The sequence below is a fragment of the Staphylococcus argenteus genome (genome assembly GCF_000236925.1).
Lineage (GTDB): Bacteria > Bacillota > Bacilli > Staphylococcales > Staphylococcaceae > Staphylococcus > Staphylococcus argenteus.
Genome location: NC_016941.1, coordinates 162,440 through 181,757 on the forward strand (window position 1 = coordinate 162,440; position 19,318 = coordinate 181,757).

At 33.0% G+C, this 19,318-nt stretch carries 12 protein-coding genes; 11 read left to right on the forward strand and 1 reads right to left on the reverse strand.

Annotated elements, in window-relative coordinates:
- Nucleotides 1–291 precede the first annotated feature (291 nt).
- Both SAMSHR1132_RS00725 and SAMSHR1132_RS00730 read left to right on the forward strand, forming a co-directional pair.
- A complete protein-coding gene (locus SAMSHR1132_RS00725; protein WP_000290384.1) occupies nucleotides 292–1,779 on the forward strand; it encodes an aldehyde dehydrogenase family protein in 1,488 nt (495 codons plus the stop codon).
- A gap of 546 nt (nucleotides 1,780–2,325) precedes the next feature.
- Nucleotides 2,326–3,285 (forward strand): cation diffusion facilitator family transporter, encoded by a 960-nt coding sequence (locus tag SAMSHR1132_RS00730; protein WP_001042037.1) that lies wholly within the window; start codon nucleotides 2,326–2,328, stop codon nucleotides 3,283–3,285.
- 57 nt (nucleotides 3,286–3,342) lie between these two features.
- On the opposite strand, the gene SAMSHR1132_RS00735 is transcribed toward SAMSHR1132_RS00730, so the two are convergent.
- Nucleotides 3,343–3,546 carry a hypothetical protein gene (locus tag SAMSHR1132_RS00735; RefSeq protein WP_000356961.1) on the reverse strand — a complete coding sequence of 68 codons (204 nt, stop codon included), beginning with the start codon at nucleotides 3,544–3,546 and terminating at the stop codon, nucleotides 3,343–3,345.
- A 178-nt stretch (nucleotides 3,547–3,724) separates the two neighbouring features.
- Here SAMSHR1132_RS00735 and SAMSHR1132_RS00740 point away from each other — a divergent pair, with 178 nt between their 5' ends.
- The 9 genes from SAMSHR1132_RS00740 to ausA all read left to right on the forward strand — a co-directional run bounded on the left by SAMSHR1132_RS00740 (nucleotide 3,725) and on the right by ausA (nucleotide 19,310).
- Nucleotides 3,725–4,237 (forward strand): DUF4242 domain-containing protein, encoded by a 513-nt coding sequence (locus tag SAMSHR1132_RS00740; protein WP_000171917.1) that lies wholly within the window; start codon nucleotides 3,725–3,727, stop codon nucleotides 4,235–4,237.
- 322 nt (nucleotides 4,238–4,559) lie between these two features.
- On the forward strand, nucleotides 4,560–5,300 hold the full coding sequence (locus SAMSHR1132_RS00745; RefSeq protein WP_000590862.1) for an ABC transporter ATP-binding protein: 741 nt from the start codon (nucleotides 4,560–4,562) through the stop codon (nucleotides 5,298–5,300).
- A gap of 13 nt (nucleotides 5,301–5,313) precedes the next feature.
- Nucleotides 5,314–6,285, forward strand: coding sequence for an ABC transporter substrate-binding protein (locus SAMSHR1132_RS00750; protein ID WP_000719881.1), 972 nt, complete (start codon nucleotides 5,314–5,316; stop codon nucleotides 6,283–6,285).
- Nucleotides 6,282–7,043, forward strand: a complete 762-nt coding sequence (locus tag SAMSHR1132_RS00755) for an ABC transporter permease (protein ID WP_000197561.1) — start codon at nucleotides 6,282–6,284, stop codon at nucleotides 7,041–7,043. Before SAMSHR1132_RS00750 ends, SAMSHR1132_RS00755 begins: the two co-directional genes overlap by 4 nt.
- Before the next feature lie 12 nt (nucleotides 7,044–7,055).
- The gene (locus tag SAMSHR1132_RS00760; RefSeq protein WP_000171668.1) at nucleotides 7,056–8,087 is read left to right on the forward strand and encodes an acyl-CoA/acyl-ACP dehydrogenase; all 1,032 of its coding nucleotides are present in this window, start codon (nucleotides 7,056–7,058) and stop codon (nucleotides 8,085–8,087) included.
- Between the two features lie 217 nt (nucleotides 8,088–8,304).
- Nucleotides 8,305–8,664 (forward strand): DUF2294 domain-containing protein, encoded by a 360-nt coding sequence (locus SAMSHR1132_RS00765; RefSeq protein ID WP_001092007.1) that lies wholly within the window; start codon nucleotides 8,305–8,307, stop codon nucleotides 8,662–8,664.
- Between the two features lie 172 nt (nucleotides 8,665–8,836).
- Nucleotides 8,837–9,862, forward strand: a complete 1,026-nt coding sequence (locus SAMSHR1132_RS00770; protein WP_000706132.1) for an NAD-dependent formate dehydrogenase — start codon at nucleotides 8,837–8,839, stop codon at nucleotides 9,860–9,862.
- A 385-nt stretch (nucleotides 9,863–10,247) separates the two neighbouring features.
- Nucleotides 10,248–11,498, forward strand: coding sequence for an MDR family MFS transporter (locus tag SAMSHR1132_RS00775; RefSeq protein WP_000826864.1), 1,251 nt, complete (start codon nucleotides 10,248–10,250; stop codon nucleotides 11,496–11,498).
- Nucleotides 11,499–11,948: 450 nt separating this feature from the next.
- Nucleotides 11,949–19,310: an aureusimine non-ribosomal peptide synthetase AusA gene (gene ausA / locus SAMSHR1132_RS00780; RefSeq protein ID WP_000605287.1), complete on the forward strand. Its 7,362-nt coding sequence runs from the start codon at nucleotides 11,949–11,951 to the stop codon at nucleotides 19,308–19,310.
- Nucleotides 19,311–19,318 lie beyond the last annotated feature (8 nt).

Genomic DNA, 19,318 nt, shown 5'->3' on the forward strand with positions numbered 1-19,318 from the left:
TGCATTTTAAGTGCGACTTTCATAACAATTCAGTTGATTAATGAGAATACTTCTCAAGTAGTATAGTTATATTATGAGTTTTATTTTTGAAAAGTGCAATATATTTTCGATAATATAATCACTTTTTGTGGTTAAATAAGACGAAATTTTTAAAAGATGAAACATCTGTGAGCTGATTATTTTATAAAATGTAAACGCTTACTATATAATGTGAATCATATCGTTTAAAATCATTATTATATATGATGCTGAATGATTTATTTTATAGCCTATAAACAAAGGAGAGATAACATGGCAGTAAACGTTCGAGATTATATAGCAGAGGATTACGGTTTATTTATCAATGGGGAATTTGTTAAAGGTAGCAGTGACGAAAAAATTGAAGTGAAAAATCCAGCAACTGGAGAAACACTATCACATATTACGAGAGCAAAAGATAAAGATGTTGATGATGCAGTCAAAGTAGCACAAGAGGCATTTGAATCATGGTCATTGACATCAAAAACAGAACGAGCGCAGATGTTACGCGACATTGGTGATAAATTAATGGCGCAAAAAGACAAGATTGCAATGATAGAAACGTTAAATAATGGTAAACCTATTCGTGAAACAACATCGATTGATATTCCATTTGCGGCAAGACATTTCCATTATTTTGCAAGTGTTATTGAGACTGAAGAAGGCACAGTGAATGATATCGATAAAGATACGATGAGTATTGTAAGGCATGAGCCGATTGGAGTAGTCGGTGCGGTTGTTGCTTGGAACTTCCCAATGTTATTAGCTGCATGGAAGATTGCACCTGCCATTGCTGCAGGTAATACGATTGTGATACAACCATCGTCTTCGACACCATTAAGTTTATTAGAAGTTGCAAAAATCTTCCAAGAAGTGTTACCAAAAGGTGTTGTTAATATACTAACTGGTAAAGGATCAGAATCAGGTAATGCAATATTTAATCATGAAGGTGTGGATAAATTATCATTTACTGGTTCAACTGATGTGGGATACCAAGTTGCAGAAGCTGCAGCGAAACATTTGGTTCCTGCTACATTAGAGCTTGGAGGTAAGAGTGCCAATATTATTTTAGATGATGCTAATTTAGACTTAGCAGTTGAAGGTATTCAATTAGGTATTTTATTCAACCAAGGTGAAGTATGTAGTGCAGGCTCTCGATTATTAGTTCATGAAAAAATTTATGATCAATTGGTACCGCGTTTACAAGAGGCATTTTCAAATATTAAAGTCGGTAATCCACAAGATGAATCTACACAAATGGGTAGTCAAACTGGTAAAGATCAGTTAGAAAAGATTCAATCTTATATTGATGCAGCAAAAGAATCAGATGCACAAATATTAGCAGGAGGTCATCGTCTAACTGAAAATGGATTAGATAAAGGTTTCTTCTTTGAACCAACGTTAATTGCTGTGCCAGATAATCAACATAAGTTAGCTCAAGAAGAGATATTTGGACCAGTGCTAACAGTCATTAAAGTGAAAGACGATCAAGAGGCAATAGATATCGCTAATGACTCAGAGTACGGTTTGGCTGGTGGCGTATTCTCTCAAAATATTACACGTGCATTAAATATTGCGAAGGCCGTACGTACAGGACGTATTTGGATTAACACTTATAACCAAGTACCAGAAGGCGCACCATTTGGCGGTTATAAAAAATCAGGTATTGGTCGAGAAACATATAAAGGTGCGTTAAGTAATTATCAACAAGTTAAAAATATTTATATTGATACAAGTAACGCTTTAAAAGGTTTGTACTAGAGTAAATATAGTTTTTGAGGCGTGTTCGTAGGTCAGTCTATCGGTAGGTCTTAATGTTTAACGAAGCGATTAAGATTTTAAGTAGAATGACTGAATGTATAGGAATGCGCGTAATGATATCAGTATATAATGAGAAAAATAACAGCAGTAGGATGATTTTTAATTACAAATCATCTTACTGCTGTTTTTACTTGCGCTCTTTTGCAGTACGTTTTTTATAAGACAACGTTTATTTGATTGAAAAGGGGTTATAGTTTTTGACATTTTTATGTAAATAGCATAATACTCTCGGCAGTTTTCCATATATTCTATATGATAGGGATAAAATAGCGATACAACGAGACATTAAGTGGTAAAAGTTTTTGCAAAAGTGATATTACATTACGTTATAAAGGGTAAATATTAATGAACTGTCATGTCATAAAATTGTTATTTTATAAATCATGTTTAGTTAAGAGAATGCTATTATTTTTATAAAACTATAAATATTTACTTTTAAAACTAATTTTATTGAATATGGTGCTTTATTTAGGAGTGGAAAATTAGATGAATAAAAGGGAGAAAATTGCTTTAAATAGATACAAATATTTTCATCATGTTGATCATCAAAAAATTCAACATAATTCTAAAAAGACATTATGGGCTTCACTTATTATTACACTGTTATTTACAGTGATTGAATTTGTTGGAGGATTAGTGTCAAATTCATTGGCATTACTTTCTGATTCGTTTCATATGTTAAGTGACGTATTAGCACTAGGTTTATCGATGCTAGCAATTTATTTTGCAAGTAAGAAGCCGACCGCACGCTATACATTTGGCTTTTTGAGATTTGAGATATTAGCAGCATTTTTAAATGGTTTAGCATTGATTGTAATATCAATTTGGATTTTGTATGAGGCGATTGTGCGCATTATTTATCCACAACAAATTGAAAGTGGCATTATGTTTCTCATAGCTAGTATTGGTTTGTTAGTTAATATTATTTTGACTATAATTCTAGTAAGATCTTTAAAACAAGAAGACAATATTAATATTCAAAGTGCACTATGGCATTTTATGGGGGATTTGTTAAATTCTATTGGTGTGATCGTAGCGGTTGTATTGATTCATTTTACTGGTTGGCGCATTATTGACCCAATCATTAGTATTGTGATTTCAATCATCATTTTGCGTGGTGGTTATAAAATTACGCGTAATGCTTGGTTAATTCTAATGGAAAGTGTACCTAAACATTTAAATACCGATGAAATCATTGAAGATATCATTAGTATCGATGGCATTTTAGATGTGCACGAGTTTCATTTGTGGAGTATTACAACAGACCATTACTCATTAAGTGCGCATGTTGTGTTAGATAGAAATTGTGATGTTGATGATTATCAAGCTATTGATCAAGTTTCAACGCTGCTTGAAGAAAAATATGGCATTGCACATTCAACATTGCAAATTGAAAACTTACAACTAAACCCATTAGATGAACCATACTTTGATAAATTAAAATAATTAAACAACATGCGCTGTGCCAGAATAACTTTAGCACAGCGCATGTTTTGTTTATGCTTATGTTGCGTCACCTAAATCATTTTCATCAATTTCTTTAATGTCATCCACTTCTAAAACGACGTCTTTAGGTTTCAGAATATGAATATGTTTTTCGTCATCTGTATGTAAAATACGTTCTATGATGTATCTTTGACCGGCCATTGTTTCCACAGCAATCTTTTTATTTCTTGCTAAACTTGCTACGACAGATTCTTTATCCATAATGATAGCCTCCTATATATATGTTTATTTAGTTATACCCTAACATTATTTTTATACTCTTTGAAAATATATTTCCTGAAATTTTATCTAAATATTTAAAAAAATAGCTCAATATCCTTGTAATCTGATAGGAATTATAGTAATATTTTTTCAACCATTGTTATAGGAGGTTTTATTAATGACATTATTTTTACTAGAAGCCAATCATCTTGATTTTGCATCATCGAAAGAAGAACTGGAAGCAAAGGCAGCATCGTTATCTACTAAATCAATACCAACTTTAATTGAAGTACAAGCTACTGAAAATTTAACTCATGGATATTTTATTGTAGAAGCAAATGATGAAACAGAAGCTAAACAATTTTTAACAGACGCAGGTATCAGTATTCAATTAGTGAAAGAAGTACGCTTAGTTGGAAAAGATTTAGACGAAGTTAAAAATGGAGATGCACATGTCGATTACCTTGTAACTTGGAATATTCCTGAAGGCATTACTATGGATCAATATTTAGCACGTAAAAAGAAAAATTCTGTTCATTATGAAGAAGTACCAGAAGTAGAATTTAAACGTACATACGTATGTGAAGATATGTCTAAATGTATTTGTTTATATAATGCACCTGATGAAGAAGCGGTGCGTCGTGCGCGTAAAGCAGTAGATACACCAATTGATGGCATCGAAAAACTTTAATAAGACTACAAGTTGATGTTAGTCATCAAATTTGAATGTTTAGTATAGATGGACGAGAGTTATTTTAATAATAGATATCATGAACGCAATACAACATCTGTATGCAGAGGTATTGAAATAAAGATTTTTCTTAATATAGTATAGGCCTGCTATTTTTCTAAAGATAATTTATGAAAGTGGTAAGGAATATATCGTAACGAACACGATATCAATAATCATCTGTAGTTATAACAATTTGGGATATAAGGGCTGTGTTAGGCATAGCCCTTTAGATATACACTTAATTCTTATTAAAATAGTAGGAATTAAAAGGGGGATTGTCATGATTAAAATACAGCAATTACAACATCATTTCGGCACACATCAAGTCATACATAACTTTAATTTAGATATTAACAAAGGTGAAATCATCTCATTTATAGGAAAAAGTGGTTGTGGCAAGTCTACCTTACTTAATATTATTGGCGGATTTATTCAACCGTCGTCAGGACATGTCGTAATTAATAATCAAGTAAAGCGAAACCCATCGCCAGATTGTTTAATGTTATTCCAACATCATAATTTGCTACCTTGGAAGACGATTAATGACAATATTAGGATAGGGTTACATAAAAAAATGACTGATACAGATATCAATGAACAACTCAAATTAGTTGATTTAGAAGGAAAAGGTAAACATTTTCCTGAGCAATTATCTGGTGGTATGAAACAACGTGTAGCACTGTGTCGTGCACATGTACATCAGCCAAACGTCATATTAATGGATGAACCATTAGGTGCATTGGACGCATTTACACGTTATAAATTACAGGATCAGTTAGTGCAATTAAAACATCAAACAAAAGCCACTATCATTCTTGTGACCCACGATATTGATGAAGCAATTTATCTTTCTGATCGAATTGTTTTATTAGGAGAAGGTTGTAATATTATTTCTCAATATGAAATGACAACATCACATCCACGTAATCGTAATGATAGTCATTTGCTTAAAATTCGTCATGATATTATGGAAACATTTGCCTTGAATCATCATCAAGTTGAACCTGAATACTATCTATAAGGAGTGAAAAACGATGAAAAAAATTATCGCAATCGTCATTATTGGATTCCTTATACTTTCAGGTTGTGACTGGCAAAGGGTGTCTAAAGCACCGTCTAAAAAGTCGCAAAATCAGCAAGTAATTAAAATAGGGTATTTGCCGATTACACATTCAGCGAATTTGATGATGACTAAAAAATTATTATCGCAATCGAGCCACGCTAAATACAAACTTGAACTAGTGAAATTTAATAATTGGCCTGATTTAATGGATGCATTAAATAGTGGTCGTATAGATGGTGCATCGACTTTAATAGAACTTGCTATGAAGTCAAAGCAAAAGGGATCAAATATAAAAGCGGTGGCATTAGGGCATCATGAAGGCAACGTCATTATGGGTCAAAAAGGCATGCATTTGAGTGAATTTAATAATAATGATGAATATCATTTTGGTATACCACATCGTTATTCAACCCATTATCTTTTACTTGAAGCATTACGTAAGCAATTAAAGATTCAACCGAGTCATTTTAGTTATCATGAAATGTCACCAGCAGAAATGCCAGCAGCTTTAAGTGAACATCGAATTACTGGATACGCTGTAGCTGAACCGTTTGGTGCCCTCGGTGAAAAGTTAGGGAAAGGTGAGACTTTGAAACATGGTGATGACGTCATTCCTGATGCATATTGCTGTGTGCTAGTGCTTAGAGGTGAACTTCTGCATCAACATAGAGATATAGCGCAAGCGTTTGTACAAGATTATAAAAAATCCGGCTTTAAAATGAATAATAAAAATACAAGTGTAGATATTATGACACAACATTTTAAACAAAGTCGTGAGGTCTTAAAACAATCAGCCGAGTGGACATCATATGGCGACTTAACTATTAAACCATCCGGCTATCAAGAAATTTCGAAGTTGGTGAGACAACATCAATTATTTAACCCACCTGCATATGATGATTTTGTTGAACCATCACTATATAAGGAGGCATCGCGTTCATGACACGTCTCACAATAAATAAAATATTACTACCAATTATCACATTTATCATTTTCCTAGGCATATGGGAACTAGTTATTATCATAGGACACTACCAACCAGTATTGCTACCTAGTCCAGCGCTTGTAGGAAAAAGTATTTGGACATTCATTGTTACTGGAGAGATTTTTCAACATTTGGTTATTAGTTTATGGCGGTTTGTTGCAGGGTTTGTTGTCGCATTAATAGTTGCTATTCCAGTAGGGTTCCTACTTGGAAGAAATCACTGGTTTTACAATGCAGTAGAACCACTATTTCAGTTGATTAGACCAATATCACCGATAGCTTGGGCGCCATTTGTTGTCCTATGGTTTGGTATAGGTAGTTTGCCAGCGATAGCAATTATTTTTATAGCTGCCTTTTTCCCAATTGTTTTTAACACAATTAAAGGTGTAAGAGATATTGAACCTCAATATTTGAAAATAGCTACTAATTTAAATTTAACTGGATGGTCACTATACCGAAATATTTTATTTCCTGGGGCATTCAAACAGATCATGGCTGGTATACACATGGCCGTTGGAACAAGTTGGATATTTTTAGTTTCAGGTGAAATGATTGGAGCGCAATCAGGTCTAGGATTTTTAATTGTAGATGCACGGAACATGTTGAATTTAGAAGATGTTTTAGCAGCGATCTTCTTTATAGGTCTATTTGGTTTTATTATTGATCGTTTAATTAGTTATATTGAGCAATTTATACTGAAAAGATTTGGAGAGTAAGGAGAGATGATGATGACTTTAGAAACATTAATTAAAGAACAGTTGGATCCATATTTAGAAGAAATTGATGCTGGTACATATTATCCGAAGGCTTTTATTCAAAAGTTATTTGTAGATGGATATTTTGGTGAAGCATCACTTAGAAAAAATGCTGAAGTAATTGAGGCAGTATCGCAGTCTTGTTTGACCACAGGCTTTTGCTTGTGGTGCCAGTTGGCCTTTTCTACTTATTTGCAAAATGCACCACAGCCACATTTAAATAAAGACTTACAAGTGCAATTGTTATCGGGAGAAATATTAGGAGCTACCGGATTGTCTAATCCAATGAAATCATTTAATGATTTAGAAAAATTAAACTTAGAGCATTCATATGTCGATGGGCAACTAGTTGTTAGTGGACGTATGCCGGCTGTTAGTAATATCCAAGAAGATCATTACTTTGGCGCAATTTCGAAGCATGAATCATCAGATGAATTTGTGATGTTTATATTACGTGCAAATCAACATGGTATTACACTCGTTGAAAAAACAAACTTTTTAGGAGTCAATGGCTCAGCAACATATCAAATTACGCTAAATCAAGTGGTTGTACCACAATCTCAAATTATTACGCATGATGCAAAACAGTTTGCCGCAACGATTCGACCACAATTTATTGCATACCAAATTCCAATTGGATTAGGATCAATCAAGAGTTCATTAGACTTAATCGATGCATTTTCTAATGCACAAAATGGTATCAATCAATATTTAGAATACGATGTTGAAGATTTTAAAAAGCGTTATCTTCAACTTAAAGAGGCATTTTATACATTGTTAGAAGATGGCAATTTAGATGGCCATTTAAGTGAATTGATATCATTGAAGAAGGACATTGGCTATTTATTGTTGGATGTAAATCAAGCTTCTGTTGTTAATGGTGGCTCAAGAGCATATACACTGTATTCCCCACAAGTACGTAAATTAAAAGAAGGATTCTTCTTCGCTGCATTAACACCGACATTAAGACATTTAGGTAAACTTGAAGAAACATTGAAGGACTAAGTACAATATGTTGATTTGTTGTTTAGATGCATTTGTTGAAACATTTTTTATAAATAATATAAATACTAGTTTATAAATATTTCTTGTTAATTTGTTATATCTTTTTAACTAGGAAAATATACATTTTGTAATAATAATAATCGTTATCATTGAAAAAGTGTTAATAAGGTGTATAATGAAAATGTGAACAATTAATGAACTTCTTATTTTAAAGAAGGTGAATACAATAGATACGCATACTAAAGAACAACAATTCTCGAATCTAGTGAGATCTTATCGTAAAGAATACGTGGGTAAAGGCCCTAATAGTATTCGAGTGTCGTTTAAAGATAATTGGGCGATTGCATATATGACTGGTGTCTTAAGTAAAGTTGAAAGCTTTTACTTAAACGACAAACGCAATGAATCGATGCTACATTATACACGCACAGAGAAGATTAAACAGATGTATAAAGAAATAGATGTAAATGAGATGGAAAATCTTGTAGGCGCTAAGTTTGTAAAATTATTTACAGATATTGATTTGAATGATGATGAAGTCATTTCAATATTTGTTTTCGATAAGTCAATAGAATAAGTGTTGCTGGTGTAAGGTACGCGGTGCTGTTTGCTAACTTCGCTTTGAATTTAACAATAATTCAAGGGGGTGGTATGTCAAACGGTGCCGTTTTTTTGTCGTATTTTTAAAACAAGTAACACGCAACACGTACTTTAAGGAAGTCAAAATTTATCATTTAGGAGAGATGGATATGAAAATCGTAGCGTTATTTCCAGAAGCAGTAGAAGGTCAAGACAATCAATTGCTTAATACTAAAAAAGCATTAGGATTAAAATCATTTTTAGAGGAAAGAGGACATGAATTCATTATATTAGCAGATAACGGTGAAGACTTAGATAAACATTTACCAGATATGGATGTGGTTATTAGTGCACCATTTTACCCTGCATATATGACTCGTGAACGTATTGAAAAAGCACCAAAATTGAAATTAGCAATTACAGCAGGTGTCGGATCTGACCATGTAGACTTAGCGGCTGCAAGTGAACACAATATTGGTGTCGTTGAAGTTACTGGAAGTAATACAGTTAGTGTGGCTGAACATGCTGTCATGGACTTATTAATACTTCTTAGAAACTATGAAGAAGGTCATCGTCAATCAGTAGAAGGTGAATGGAATTTATCTCAAGTGGGTAATCATGCGCATGAATTACAACACAAAACAATTGGTATTTTTGGATTTGGACGAATTGGACAACTTGTTGCTGAAAGATTAGCACCATTTAATGTGACATTACAACACTATGATCCAATCAATCAACAAGACCATAAATTATCAAAATTTGTAAGCTTTGATGAACTTGTTTCAACAAGTGATGCGATTACAATTCATGCACCATTAACACCAGAAACTGATAACTTATTTGATAAAGATGTTTTAAGTCGCATGAAAAAACACAGTTATTTAGTGAATACTGCACGTGGTAAAATTGTTAATCGCGATGCGTTAGTTGAAGCATTAGCATCTGAACATTTACAAGGATATGCTGGTGATGTATGGTATCCACAACCTGCACCTGCTGATCATCCATGGAGAACAATGCCTAGAAATGCTATGACAGTCCACTATTCAGGTATGACATTAGAAGCACAAAAACGTATTGAAGATGGAGTTAAAGATATTTTAGATCGTTTCTTCAATCATGAACCTTTCCAAGATAAAGATATTATTGTTGCAAGTGGTCGTATTGCTAGTAAAAGTTATACAGCAAAATAGAATAAGTATGTTGATTTAGCGATGAACACTTTCAATTTTATATAAATGAATTATATAAGTACTACTGCTGTTGTATAGATGGCAGTAGTTTTTTTATGATTACATTTAAGTATATGAACTACTAGAATTGGACAATCATTTAACGTTTACGCACATATGTGTTCACTTACGCAAATATTGATAAATTTCACTCGTTTGGAATAATATATAGTCATATAGTGCTAAATTTTTTGAGGTGTAATATGCAAGAAGCATTGTTAAATCGATGTATTTGTTTATTAAATAAATGGTCATAATTAAAAAAATTGCTTCAACGTATGATCCAATAATAGATATCACATAAATGTTAGTGCGCATATACATGGAAATTGGGGTGTAGTTATCAATGAAACGCTTAAGTACGACTTTGAAAGTACGGTTGATTAGTAATTTTTTACAGCTGATTATTACGACAGCATTTATACCGTTTATAGCATTATATTTAACAGATATGTTAAGTCAATCAATTGTCGGCATATACCTTGTTGGTTTAGTAGTTCTAAAATTTCCGTTATCTATTATATCTGGTTACCTTATTGAAATATTTCCGAAAAAGTTGCTAGTACTTATTTATCAAGCAACGATGGTTATGATGCTAGTTTTAATGGGGATGTTTGGATCACATCAGTTGTGGCAAATCATTGGTTTTTGCGTTGCATATGCTATATTTACAATCGTTTGGGGATTACAATTTCCAGTTATGGACACATTAATAATGGATGCAATTACCGAAGACGTGGAACATTATATTTACAAGATCAGCTATTGGATTACGAATTTATCGGTAGCTATTGGGGCATTGTTAGGTGGTTTGATGTATGGCTATAGTATGTTACTACTTTTCTTAATAGCAGCTTGTATATTTTTAATTGTACTGATTATTTTATATATTTGGTTACCTCAAGACGACAATCAAGTAAGGCAAATTGATGATAATAGACATGCAAGTAGTTATCAAAAATTACAAATTATGAATATATTTCGTAGTTATAAATTAGTTTTAAAAGACCGTAATTACATGTTATTGATTTCGGGGTTCAGTATTATTATGATGGGTGAATTTTCAATTTCTTCATACATTGCTATTAGACTAAAGGATCAATTTGAAACAATAAGCATAGGTTCATATGATATTACAGGTGCTAAGATGTTAGCAATTTTGCTAATGATCAATACAGTTGGCGTCATTTTACTTACGTATTTTATCTCGAAAGTTGTATTGAAAGTAGATTTTAAAATAGCTTTAATAACTGGTTTGCTAATTTATATTGTCGGCTATAGTGGTCTAACGTATCTTAATCAGTTTGGCTTATTAATCATTTTTATGATAGTTGCAACTGTAGGTGAAATTATTTATTCGCCTATAGTTTCAGAACAACGTTTTAAAATTATTCCTAAAGCCAAAAGGGGAACATATAGTGCGGTTAATGCATTAGGTATTCATATTTCAGAAACACTAGCTAGATTAGGGATTGTGTTGGGTGCTTTCTTAACATCATTACAAATGGGGATGTATATGTTTGTAGTGTTAACAATTGGTGCGAGCATGCTTGTTGCTGGTGTATTTGGGGGACAAAAGCAATCAAATACAGATTGAATTCACTTATATATTTATTTTATACATTTGTTTATATTGAAAACCTATTAATTAGGTCGTGATTAAAATAGAGATAAATTTATTAAGAATTTGTTAAAATTTAGTGATAACAATTGTTTTATGCGAGTTGTTTGTTTAATATAAACTTGCTTCATGGATATTTTGTAACAACCGTACTGTAGTTAATGAATGATATGAATAAATGATAGTTATTGAGTAAAAAATAAAGTGTTATTTATCGCAATGTATGTAATTTACATTTAAAACGTTTGGTGATTGATACGAGTGGTGTATTTTATGGGTAGAGATATATCGCTATTGATCTGATGTCGCAAATGATGTTTTGTAATAATCATCTTCTAACCAGATAAGTAGTACTGCCATTCATTGACATATCATCGTTCAATTTCAGTAAGAATTGGGTATTATGATATGAAAGAAGGACTTTATATGATTATGGGTAACATGAAATTTCAACAAGAATATTTTAGAATATACAGCAATCATACAGAATCAACGACACACCGTAATACGTATTGGGTTAAACTCGCAACAAATGTTGATACTCAGCAAATGATGCATGCACTATCGAAAGTTGTGCAACAACATCCATCTTTAAGACAATGTATTAATGCAAATGTCAATAATGACTATACAATGACGCTTCATGAATTTCTACCTTTTATTGAAATGCAACAAGTTCCATTTTCTTCTACAAATTATGATTTAGATTCTTATTTTAAGCAAAAATTAAATAGATTCCATTATAATGGCATGCCGTTATTTAAATTTAAATTGTTTCAGTTCACCGATGCTACTTTTATATTATTAGATTTTCATGTGACAATCTTTGATGATAGTCAGCTTGATATTTTTCTGAATCATATAAGTAATGTATATTGCAACATCAATACTTTAAACGATACGAAACATATATCATCTTTAATTGAAAAGCAAAAAGACAATTACACACACAATCAAGATAAATTTCAAATACAATCAGACTGCTTTCGGCTAGAGAATGATAGCAATGTATATAAAGATAGTTATTTTCCAATCAAGTTCACCTATGAGCAACCAATGTATAAGCAATATTTGATTGATGATATGTCATCAGTGGATCTTAAATCATTGGCTGTGAGTGTATATTTAGCAAATCATATTATAAGCCAGCAACATGATGTGACCTTAGGTATGCACATACCTCCGAGGATTCCTAGCGAAGATGTATTAACGTTACATGGTAGTGTAGTACCCTTAACTTTAAAAATTGATAATCAAGAATCATGCTATCATCTTTTATCTGAATTTAGTAATATTGTTTTTAAAAATGCCAACACATTACAATCCGCAAAGACATCACTTTCGTTAGAAACTATTTTTCACTGTTACCATCAAACAGTGACGTATCGTAATGATGTCGTTATGGATATTCATCAAATACACGACACACATACAAGTTTATCTGATATTGAAATCTTCCCCAATGAGCATGGTTATAAAATTATTTATAACAGTGAGGCTTATGATTTGTTATCAATAGAAACACTAAGTAAATTAGTTCAAAATATTTATGTTCAAATAAATAAAAATAAGAAAATGGTAATTGGTGAACTCAATTTGATAACTGAGAATGATATGAAAGTATATGATTCAATTAATTTAAACATACCAGCTATAGACAATAATCAAACCGTTGTAGATTTATTTGAACGTCAAGTTGAAGCAACACCGGATCATATTGCTGTTAAATTTGAAGGGGAAGCAATTACTTATCAAATTTTAAACGCACGTGCCAATGATTTAGCGAGACGTTTAAGATTGCATTTTAATGTTAAACCTAATGATAGAATAGCTATTATTGCTGATCGGAGCATTGAAATGATTGTCGCAATGTTAGGAGTGTTAAAGGCGGGCGGTGCATATGTGCCTATAGATCCTGATTATCCAGATGAACGCCGAACGTATATTTTAAATGATGCAATTCCAAAAGTTGTTATAACGTATCAAGTAGCTCATGAAAATGATAATAAAGACATTGCTCATTTAGACTTAGAACAGGTCGATTGGCAAGATGCTGATAATCTTCCGAGATGTAATACGATTGAGAACCATGCTTACGTCATTTATACTTCTGGCACAACAGGTAAGCCTAAGGGGACATTGATTCCGCATCGCGGGATTGTTCGCTTAGTTCATCGAAATCATTATGTACCATTAAATGAAGAAACGACGATGCTACTGTCAGGTACGATTGCTTTTGATGCTGCAACCTTTGAAATATATGGTGCATTATTAAATGGTGGTACCATCATCATTACTTCTAAAGAGCAATTGTTGAATCCATCGGTTTTAGGACGGCTGATTAAAGAAAATGATGTTAATACAATGTGGTTAACTTCTTCGTTATATAACCAGATTGCTAGTGAGCATATAGAAATTTTAGAACCGTTAAGTTACTTATTAATCGGTGGTGAAGTTTTAAATGCTAAGTGGATAACTTTATTAAATCAAAGGTTGAAACATCCCCAAATTATTAATGGGTATGGTCCTACAGAAAATACGACATTTACGACAACTTATGCTATACCGTGTGAAGTTCCAAGACGTATTCCAATTGGCAAGCCTATTCTCGGTACACATGTCTACGTTATGCAAGGTCATCGGTGTTGCGGGATAGGTGTTCCTGGAGAGCTATGTATAGGAGGTCTTGGGTTAGCAACAGGGTATTTAAATCAGCCGAAAATGACAGCAGATAAATTTATCATGAATGCCAAGAACCATGAATTGATGTATAAAAGCGGCGACATTGTACGTTTATTACCTGATGGGAATATTGATTATTTATATCGGATGGATAAGCAAGTTAAGATTCGTGGATTTAGAATTGAGTTATCTGAAATCGAACGCGCACTCGAGCATATACAAGGTATAAATAAAGCGGTGGTTATTGTTCAAACATATGACCAAGAAGACTATATTGTGGCCTATTATGAAGGCATGCATATATTATCTAATAATAAGATTAAGGCACAGTTACGTAGAACGTTGCCAGAGTATATGATACCTGTGAATTTCCTGCGTATTAAACAAATTCCAATTACGATGAATGGAAAGATAGATAAAAAATCTTTACCTAAGATGGATTTCGTTGATATGGGTACTTATGTACCTCCTAGTACTGATATGGAACATATACTGTGCCAAATTTTTGAAGATATTTTAAATGTGCAACAAGTCGGCATACATGATAACTTTTTTGAATTAGGTGGACATTCATTAAAAGCAACATTAGTAGTAAATCATATAGAGGAATATACTAGTAAACGGTTAAAAATTAGTGATTTGTTACAAAAACCAACTGTATTTGAATTAGCACAAGCTATTTCGACAATTCAAGAACAAAGATATGAATCGATTCCTATAGCGGTGAATAAAGAGGATTACGTGTTGAGTTCTACGCAGCAACGCATGTATTTATTATGGCAAGCAAATCCAAAAGATACTGTATATAACGTACCGTTTTTATGGCGTTTGTCATCGGATCTTAATGTGTCCCAATTACAACGTGCAATTCATCAATTGATAGCACGACATGAGATTTTACGAACGCAATATATAGTTGTAGATGATGAAGTTAGACAGCGTATCAAAACAGATGTTGAAGTTGACTTTGAAGAAGTTAATACCCATTTTAAAGATGAGCAACAAATCATGCGTCAGTATATAGAGCCTTTTAATTTAGAAAAGCCAAGTCAAATTCGATTTAGATATATTCGAAGTCCATTGCATGCATATTTATTTATTGATACACATCACATTATTAATGATGGTATGAGTAATATTCAGCTAGTAAAAGATCTTAATGCGCTTTACCAGAATAAAAAGTTGTCACCACTTACATTACAGTATAAAGACTATAGTGAATGGATGGCTCAACGTGATATGGGGCGACATAGACAATATTGGATATCGCAATTTGAAGATGCTGTACCTATTTTAAGTATGCCGACTGATTTTGTAAGACCTAATGTTAAAACAACAAACGGTGCGATGACATCATTTTCATTGAGTAATACTACAAGACGTCAGTTGCAACAATATGTAGAGAAGCACCAAGTTACTGATTTTATGTTCTTTATGAGTGTAGTAATGGTACTGTTAGGTAAATATGCACGAAAAGAAGATATTACAGTAGGTAGCGTAATGAGTGCACGTATGCATAGTGATACAGAGCGTATGTTAGGCATGTTTGCTAACACTTTAGTGTATCGAGGACAACCAGTGAAAGAGAAAATGTGGACACAGTTTTTGCAAGAAATTAAAGTGCATAGTTTGGCAGCGTATGAACATCAAGAATACCCATTTGACTGTCTTGTTGCCGATTTAGATCAAGCACATGATGCTTCTCGAAATCCATTATTTGATGTGATGTTAGTTTTACAAAATAATGAAACGAATCATTCCCATTTTGGGCATAGCAAGTTAACGCATATACCGCCAAAATCAGTGACTTCGAAATTTGATTTAGCCTTTATTATTGAAGAAGATTGTAATAACTATACTATCAATATTGAGTACAACAGCGATTTATATCGTTCGCAAACGATACAGTATATGGGTCAACAGTTTATCGCTATGATTGAATTTATTTTAGCGCATAATGCGCCATTACAAATTAAAGATATACCAAATGATAATACAGATTTATTGGATTGGGTTAATACGCATGTTAACAATAGAACACTTGATGTCCCAGGAAATAAATCTATAATAGAATATTTTGATGAAGTTGCAGCACAACGTAGCAATCATGTGGCACTAGTAATGAATGATTTGACGATGTCATATGAAACTTTGCAACACTATGTTAATAAAATTGCACGAATACTTACTTCAAAAGGTATTGGTAGAGGACAACGTATAGCATTGTTAGTTGAACGTAGCTTTGAAATGATTGCAGCTATGCTAGCAGCAGTGAAGTTGGGTGCGGTATATGTACCGATTGATACTGATTGTCCGAAAAAGCGACGTGAAATAATTTTAGAGGACGCTCAAATTGTAGCGATCATGACCTATGGTGTGGATATTGAGTCGACATTACCAGTTATTGATTTAGAAAATGTTAAATGTCATCATAAACCGAGCAAAAATGGTTATGGTGATAGAGTGAATTGTAATCAAGATGATGAAACATGTACTGAAGGAGACGACAACCAAGGCTGTGTAGAATGGGTCAATTCATATGATTGTACCTATGACAAAGCACTTCATAATCAATATAGTCATGAGTCTGATGGAGTGCGAGATAATCAATGTGAAGCAGTGTCTGACGTTCAAGAATGTGAAACAGTAGATAACCATAGTTGTGGAGAAATGATGTTGGATAACGAGATGTACGTAATCTATACCTCTGGAACGACGGGTGTTCCTAAAGGCGTTGCTGTAAATCAACGTAATTTATTGAATTTAGTATATGCTTGGACAAAAGAACTACAATTAGAAGATACTGAAGTATTTATGCAGCATGCAAATATAGTTTTTGATGCATCGGTAATGGAAATATACTGTTGTCTGTTAAATGGTCATACACTTGTGATTCCAAATAAAGAACAACGTGTTGATCCAGTACAATTACAGCAACTTATATCTAAGAATCACATTACGGTTGCATCGATTCCTTTACAAATGTGCAGTATGATGGGTGATTTTTATATTGAAAAATTAATTACTGGTGGTGCAACGAGTACGCCATCATTTGTAAACTATATTGAGCATCATTGTGGCACTTATTACAATGCATACGGACCATCGGAATCAACAGTCATTACGTCGTATTGGTCACATCAATGTGCTGATAAAGTTCCTGAAACCATTCCTATTGGTAAACCATTATCAAATATTCAAGTATATATTATGGATGATGGATTATTATGTGGTGTTGGTATGCCTGGTGAATTGTGTATCGCAGGAGACAGTTTGACGCTAGGGTATATTAATCGCCCAGAGTTAACTGCTGATAAATGGCAAGATAATCCATTTGGTAAAGGAAAGCTATATCATAGTGGTGATTTAGCAAGGTATACACCAGACGGACAGATTGAATTTTTAGGAAGAATAGATAAACAAGTGAAAGTGAATGGTTATCGTATTGAATTAGATGAAATTGAAAATGCGATGCGAGCTATTCATGGTGTATCTGATTGTGTTGTAACAGTAAACCACTTTGATACGCATGATATATTAAATGCATATTATGTGGGGCAACCACACATTGAGCAACACGTGAAGCATCATTTATTGGAACATTTACCTAAGTATATGGTTCCGAAAACTGTCACTCATATGAATCAAATGCCTTTAACAGCGAATGATAAAGTAGATAAGTCGCAATTGCCTGAACCATCCATATTACAACAGAATGGCAAGATGGATAGTGAAGCTACTAATGAAATTGAACAGACGTTTATAAATGTCTTTGAAACAGTATTAAAGCAGAATCATATTGGTGTAGATGATGACTTTTTTGAACTAGGTGGTAATTCATTGGAAGCGATGCTCGTTGTTTCTCGTTTGAAAGTATTCGGACATCATATATCAATGCAAACTTTGTATCAGTATAAAACAGTAAAACGTATCGTTAAATATATGCATCAATGTCAACAATTAGAAGTAATGTTGCCAAAGGATTATCCGGAATTACAACAAATGGTTGAATCTCATTACCGTATGGATGTTTTTGAGCATTCTTTAGAACGAGGTACACTTGGAAATGTGCTATTGACAGGTGCTACAGGATTTTTAGGTGCTTATCTAATTGAAGCGCTTCAAGGATATAATAATCGTATTTATTGTTTTATACGTGCGGATAATAATGATGATGCGTGGGATAAATTACTGACGAATTTGAACTATTATTTTTCACAAGAAACAGTTGAAAAATGGTTATCGAATATAGAAGTTATTGTAGGTGACCTCGAACATATGAACGAGGTAGCATTGACGAGAAAAATAGATACCATTATTCATGCAGGCGCCCGTACAGATCACTTTGGTGATGATGCAGAATTTGAAAAAGTTAATGTTCAAGGTACTATTGATGTCATTCATATGGCTCGGCAACATCAAGCAAGGTTAATTTATATATCAACGATAAGTGTGGGAACTTATTTTGATATGGATACAGAAGAAACAACATTTTCGGAAGCGGATGTGTATAGAGGGCAATTACTGACATCGCCTTATACACGAAGTAAATTTTACAGTGAGTTGAAAGTATTAGAAGCTGTAAAAGATGGTCTCGATGGAAGGATTATACGTGTTGGTAATTTGACGATTCCTTATAAGGGGCGATGGCACATGAGAAATATAAAAACAAATCGTTTTTCAATTGTAATGAATGACTTGTTACAACTGGATTGTATAGGTGATAGTTTAGCTAAAACACCTGTTGATTTATCATATGTGGATACGACGGCAAGACAAATTGTTGCATTAGCAAAATTAAACACGCCACCAATTATTTATCATGTTTTATCACCATATAAAATGACGATGAAATCTCTGCTAGAAAATGTTAAGTGTAAAGAGATAAATATCATCAGTGACAGGTATTTTGATCAAATGTTACACAAACAACAAATGTACGAAACAATCGGTCTAACGAGTGTTGATTACGGACAACAACTTGCGACGATTGATGCTGAAAAGACATTAAGCATAATGAAAGACATCGGTGAACAGTGGCCAACAATGACTAGCGATTGGCTTTATCATTGGGCACAATATATCCAAACAATATTCAATAAGTAAGTAGGGAA